This window comes from Thioclava kandeliae (assembly GCF_040297545.1).
Classification (GTDB): Bacteria; Pseudomonadota; Alphaproteobacteria; order Rhodobacterales; family Rhodobacteraceae; genus Thioclava; species Thioclava kandeliae.
On sequence record NZ_JAYWLC010000054.1, the window covers coordinates 1 to 5,551 of the forward strand.

The window sequence follows — 5,551 nt, forward strand, 5'->3', positions numbered from 1 at the left end:
GGCGGATACCCGGAGAGATAGGGGAAGGAAGCGCGTTTGATAAATTCTACATCGGAATTGGAAATACATCGGAAGCGTAATTAATGCAGCCGTGTATAATATCCGTTCTCTGCCATGGCTTTTCGTTCTCCCGTCCAGGCAGGTAGCTGCTTTTGGGGAGAGGGCGGGAAACCAGGTATGGATATGTTTCGGGTTCGCTCGCGGCAGAGGGGCCCCGCTCCGGAGCAAGGGTCGGGATCACGATAAGCGGCCTCACTTCAGGTTTGTGCAGGGGCCAGCATGTCATCCTTCTCTATCGGGCGCATAATCGGGCGGTGGATATGAAGTCAGCTCGTATGGGGATGCCGAGCATCGGACATACTGTCGCCACGGAGTGTGCAAGCCCTATGACTTGTACACAGGTGGGCGCCCCAAGGCCATTTAATCAAAATGGTATGTGGCGGAGACGAAGGGATTCGAACCCTCGATACCGTTCCCGGTATACTCCCTTAGCAGGGGAGCGCCTTCGACCACTCGGCCACGTCTCCGTCGACCCGTATAGCCGACCAACTAACGGACATACAAGAGCAAGTTTTAGAATTTGGACAAAAAAACAAAAGCGCCTGCAAGCTCCTGAAAAGAGCCGAAAACACATCAGGCCCGAACGTATCCTGACAGAAGATTGTCTGCGCTTCCCATCCGGGTTTCGATCTGTTCTGGTGCCAAAAGTTGATTTCGCTGTGGGGGAGCCGGCTGTGTGGTTGCCGTGATCGAGATGCAGTCTCGGTTCGGATGATATGTGCTGCTTTCCTTGCGGGACATCTCCATCGCTCGGGAGGTGAGGGCGGAAAGATCAGGGAAAGACGCATAAGGGGCAAAAGACCAAACGGGTGGGAGATGGATTTCTACACGGCCGCGCTATGTCTGACTCAGGTTCGATCTGAGGGCGCGCATATGCGGATGAAGAAGAAGGCTGATCTACCGCGCAAGATCTGCCCTGTCTGCCAACGTCCCTTCGTTTGGCGAAAGAAATGGGAGCGCGACTGGGAGCATGTTCTCTATTGCTCTGAGCGCTGCCGGAGGCAGTCCAAGGGCAAGTCGGTCTCCGCTCGCGAGGTGGAGTAAGGCCTATGTGCGGACGGATCATCGACCCCAATCTCCGTAATACGGAAGCCGATTTCACCCAGCTCAAGATCGACCCGATCCAGCGTCGCTACAACGTCAAGCCGACGCAGGACGTTGTGATTTTGGGGAAAGACCCGCTTGTGGCGATGCAGGCGCGGTGGTGGCTGGTGCCTTCGTGGTACAGGGGTGTCTTGGAGGACTGGAAAGCCACGACCTTCAATGCGCGGATCGAGGAGGCGTGGGACAAGCCGAGCTTCCGGCAGGTCTGGCGCCATGGCCGCTGTCTGATCCCCGTGGGCGGGTTCTACGAATGGAGCGGGCCCAAAGGGGCGCGACGGCCGACTGTTGTCCTGCCCTCCGGTAATGAGGAGAATTTCTACCTAGCGGGGCTCGCGAGCCGCTGGGGCGATCTTCTGACCTGCACCGTCATGACCCGCGCGGCCAATGCCGCAATGGCGTCCATCCATCACCGGATGCCGTTGATGCTTGATGCCAGAGAGCGCGAGCTCTGGCTTTCGGGCGCTGATGATCCGGATCTCGGGGCGGCGCCCCGCTTCCGGTACCATCCGGTCGCGCCCTTCGCGCTGGAGGCGGACGGGCCGGAGCTTCTCGAGCCCTTCGATTGACCGTAAGTTACGCGGACCTATTTTCTGCCGGAAACTATCCGCAAGATCGGATCAGCGATTGTATCGTCCCCTGATCCCTGTAATTGTCCGACGGTGTAAAAGGAGCAGGTTCATCGCAATGTATCCAAGGGCACAATTCCTGCAACCTGACGATCCCATGTCGGATGTCATTGCTGCGTTCGACTGGACATCGACCCCTTTGGGACCGATCCATCAATGGCAGCCCGAATTGCGCACCGCCGTATCCATGATGCTCGCATCGAATTTCCCCAAAGCGATCGTCTGGGGGCCGGAGAGGATAACCATTCACAATTCCGCTTTCACGCCGATCCTCGGCGAGAAGGGGCTGGGCATCGGGCGGGGGTTTCACGAGATATGGTCGGAAGCCTGGGCCGAGATCGGGCCGATCTGGGAACGCGCGATGGCGGGCGAGGCGACGTTCATCGAGAATTTCAAGCTGCGGATCGAACGCAACGGGTATCCCGAGGACGCGCATTTCACCTTCTGCTATAGCCCGATCCGCGCCGAGAACGGACAGGTGCTGGGTATGCTGGATACGGTTGTCGAAACCTCGAAATCCGTTGATGCGATGGCACAAGCCGAGGTCGCCAATGCCGAGCTTGGCCACCGCATGCGCAATATGATCACCATTATAAGTAGTATGGCCCGCCACAGCTTGCGCGGCAGCCCCGAGATCGAGGCGATGTCGCGCGCCTTCTGCGAGCGGCTGGCGGCGCTGAGTGAGGCGCAGAGTCTTTTGGCGCATGGGGCCAAAAATGCGACTACCGTCGAGGCGCTGGTGAAACGCATCTGCGACGGTCGTGTGGTGACTGCCGACGCTCTGGTCATGAGCGGCCCTCCGGTCGTCATCGGCAGCCGTCAGGCCACTGCGCTGTCGCTGGCGGTCAATGAGCTGATCACCAATGCCATGAAATATGGGGCACTCTCGGTCGAGAACGGAAAGGTTTCGGTCGATTGGGGCATCGAGGGCGAGGAGTTCGTGTTTGCATGGTGCGAGCGCGATGGTCCGCCCGTGGTGGCTCCGGAGCGATCAGGATTCGGTTCGAAACTTCTCGAACGCATCGTTCCGGCGAGTTTCATCGGCAAGGCAAGCGTAACCTACGCGCCCGAAGGCACCCGCTACGTTTTGCGCTCGAGCCGGCAGACCCTCGAGTAATCGCGTCCCGGAATAAAGCCGGCCCATGACGGACCACATCCTGCGGGTAGGGCAGGCCGCCTTTGGTCACAGCCCCCCGAAAACTTGGGCGGCGCTGTGATCTGCTGCGGGCCACGACGTCACGAGTTTCGGGCTTGAGCCTCTTTCCGTTGCATCCTGACATGTTTTCTCCGAGCGGGCGCCGCGGGTGGAACTTCGTTTTATGGGCATCGTTGCATTGGCATGTAACAGAACAGGTGCTCTCTTGACCCAAAGATATACTCTCCCGCATCGCATCGGTATGGGCGGTGTGCCCATTGGTAACGAGTTCCGCGTCACGACCGACCGGCAGGCGGCAGACACGCTGAGCACGGCGTGGGAAGCCGGTATCCGCTATTTCGATGTCGCGCCGCATTACGGTCTGGGTCTCGCGGAACGACGCTATGGTCAGTTCCTGCATCATCAGCCGCGCGATAGTTTTGTGCTCAGTTCCAAGGTGGGACGGCTGTTGAAGGCGGGTCCGGCATATCGCAACCAGACTCTGATGCCCTACTCGCCGTCGCCCAATATCGAAATCTACGACTACAGCCGTGACGGGACGCTGCGTTCGATCGAGGATACGCTCCAGCGCACGGGGCTTGACTGTATCGATGTGGTTTTCGTGCATGATCTCTCTCCCGACAACGAATCCGCCCTGCCTAAACCGTGGCTCGAGCTTTGGCCTGAAGCGGTGGAGGGATGTTTCGCCACACTATGTGACCTGCGTGATCAGGGCGTGATCAAGGCCTGGGGCATGGGGGTCAACAGCCCCGAACCGATCCTGAAAGCAATGGAGGATAGCGACCCCGATCTGCATCTGATGGCGAGCCAGTATTCCTTGATCGAGCATGACTATCCGGTCGAGACGGTGTTTCCCAAGGCGCGCGAGCGGGGCAATAGCTTCGTTATCGGCTCGGCGCTGAATGCGGGTTTCTTGGCGGGGGTCCATCGCTATCATTATGGCCCCGAAAGCGGCGTGATCGCGAAGGAGCGGCTCGACAAGCGCCGCCGTCTCGCCGAAATCGGCTATGATCACGGGATCGATCTTCTGGCGGCAGCTCTCCAGTTTGCCCGTGCGCCCGATGTGGCGCAGGCCGTGGTCGTCGGGATGGCGCGTCCCGATGAGGCGATCAACGATCTGGTGGCTATGGATACGCCGATTCCGCCAGCCTTCTGGAGCGATTTGCGGTCCGCGGGGCTCATCCATCCGGACGCCCCGACACCTGCATAAACGGCAGGGACCACAGCTGTCTCGGCGGGTTGATACGGGCCGTCCGGACAGGGCGAGCCGTCGAGGAGCCTGATCTTTTGTCACGGAATGGCGACGCCTGTTCCGTGGCGGGCTCCCCCGTAACGTGAGTTCCAGATTCATCGGGCATCACAGCGCCGATCTGGCATGCGCGGCCCCGTCTTGACCTGCGGGCTCTATGCCGTGTGGTGTATCCTGAAATACTTGCGCAGGCTTTCTCGAACGCCTGGTATTGGCCTAACTCTTTCAATCCGGCCCGTCTTGTGTTCGGACCGGCCTCGGACCTTGTATGGATGGCCCCTTGGCTAGAGCTTTGTTTGGGTTTGGCAGTCTGGTCGGTCGCGGCCAAGTATACGGCGTCAATCTGCTGCATTGTGGCTGCCCGTCTTGATGAAGTCAGCCGGCGGACGGCTCCCGATCAATGGCACGCCTTCAAAAGCGTCTCTGTCCGAATTGGGGTGAGGCGGGGAGGCGCCATGTGTTCGAGCATGCCGCCGAACGGCGGCGTATTACCTTCCCTGTGCCATCACCTCACATTGCGCCTCACCGTCTCTGAGCCTGCCGACCTGACGCCGACGACAGTTCTCTGTTTTATACCTGCGCGGCCCGGTAGTTCTCGCCGCTTCGGATCAGCGCCCGGATCGTCCGGGCCATGCGGTTGGCCAGCACGGATCGCGACCACCTTTACCGGTTTGCGCTCAAGCATTCTGACCAGCCAGTCAGGTCCTGCATCAGAGGCTCCCGCTCCCGAATGCGCTCATGTCGGGCGTCGTTGCGGCAAATGCACCGGATGAGATAGGGCCTGGCCCAGGTAGCGTCGCCAACCGCCGCGCCAGCGCGTCACCGGCTTCACCGGAACGAAGCGCGTGATCGGACGCGTCACCGCTTTGCAGATTGCTTCGGCATCGACCGCTTCCGTCTTTCCTCTCTTCACGTAGGGCTTCACGTAAGCCGGTGGTATGAGCCGGACCTCATGTCCTTGGGTCAGCAATTTCCCGCCCCCAAATGATGCGCCCTATCGCAGGCTTCCATCCCGACGAGACACGGCTCCAAGCGCGAGAAGCAAAGCGGCAATTATGTACGCCGCAGTTGGCGGCGACAGAGAACCTTGCCCTTCGCATCGAGGCCGCGAACCTGAAAGACATTCCTGGCCAGATCGAGGTCGATCATAATAGGCCGTCCCATGGATGGCGCCTCTCGGATGGCTGTAACCAGACCCACCTTGGCACAATGCGATGCCGTTGTGGAGCCTGCCTCATCATCAATGGCGGCTCGATCCGCACCATCGCACACCATCGTGGTTGAGGAGGATTGGATCGTGTCCCAACTGATGGTGTAGCTCATAGCGGGCCTCGTGCTGACTGGCGGGCCGAGCTG

4 protein-coding genes, 1 tRNA gene and 1 pseudogene are annotated in these 5,551 nt (G+C 59.9%); 4 read left to right on the forward strand and 2 right to left on the reverse strand.

The window, feature by feature from the left end; translation table 11 throughout:
* Nucleotides 1-437: 437 nt before the first annotated feature.
* Nucleotides 438-527, reverse strand: a tRNA-Ser gene (locus VSX56_RS20290).
* Nucleotides 528-939: 412 nt separating this feature from the next.
* Between VSX56_RS20290 and VSX56_RS20295 the strand changes: the two genes are divergently transcribed.
* From VSX56_RS20295 to VSX56_RS20310, 4 genes are all read left to right on the forward strand, one after another.
* Complete coding sequence (locus VSX56_RS20295) at nucleotides 940-1,104, forward strand: DUF2256 domain-containing protein (RefSeq protein ID WP_350939341.1); 165 nt, start codon at nucleotides 940-942, stop codon at nucleotides 1,102-1,104.
* A 5-nt stretch (nucleotides 1,105-1,109) separates the two neighbouring features.
* Nucleotides 1,110-1,730: an SOS response-associated peptidase gene (locus VSX56_RS20300; protein WP_350939338.1), complete on the forward strand. Its 621-nt coding sequence runs from the start codon at nucleotides 1,110-1,112 to the stop codon at nucleotides 1,728-1,730.
* Nucleotides 1,731-1,848: 118 nt separating this feature from the next.
* Nucleotides 1,849-2,907: a sensor histidine kinase gene (locus VSX56_RS20305; RefSeq protein ID WP_350939339.1), complete on the forward strand. Its 1,059-nt coding sequence runs from the start codon at nucleotides 1,849-1,851 to the stop codon at nucleotides 2,905-2,907.
* Between the two features lie 244 nt (nucleotides 2,908-3,151).
* A complete protein-coding gene (locus VSX56_RS20310; RefSeq protein WP_350939340.1) occupies nucleotides 3,152-4,156 on the forward strand; it encodes an aldo/keto reductase in 1,005 nt (334 codons plus the stop codon).
* 865 nt (nucleotides 4,157-5,021) lie between these two features.
* Here the strand turns inward: VSX56_RS20310 and VSX56_RS20315 are convergent.
* Nucleotides 5,022-5,359, reverse strand: a pseudogene (locus VSX56_RS20315) (IS110 family transposase); the annotation flags it as partial.
* Nucleotides 5,360-5,551 lie beyond the last annotated feature (192 nt).

Bases quoted from the DNA above. Each gene is read 5' to 3' on its own strand.
- VSX56_RS20305 (WP_350939339.1), top strand. From the start codon at position 1,849: ATGTATCCAAGGGCACAATTCCTGCAACCTGACGATCCCATGTCGGAT.
- VSX56_RS20295 (WP_350939341.1), top strand. From the start codon at position 940: ATGAAGAAGAAGGCTGATCTACCGCGCAAGATCTGCCCTGTCTGCCAA.
- VSX56_RS20300 (WP_350939338.1), top strand. From the start codon at position 1,110: ATGTGCGGACGGATCATCGACCCCAATCTCCGTAATACGGAAGCCGAT.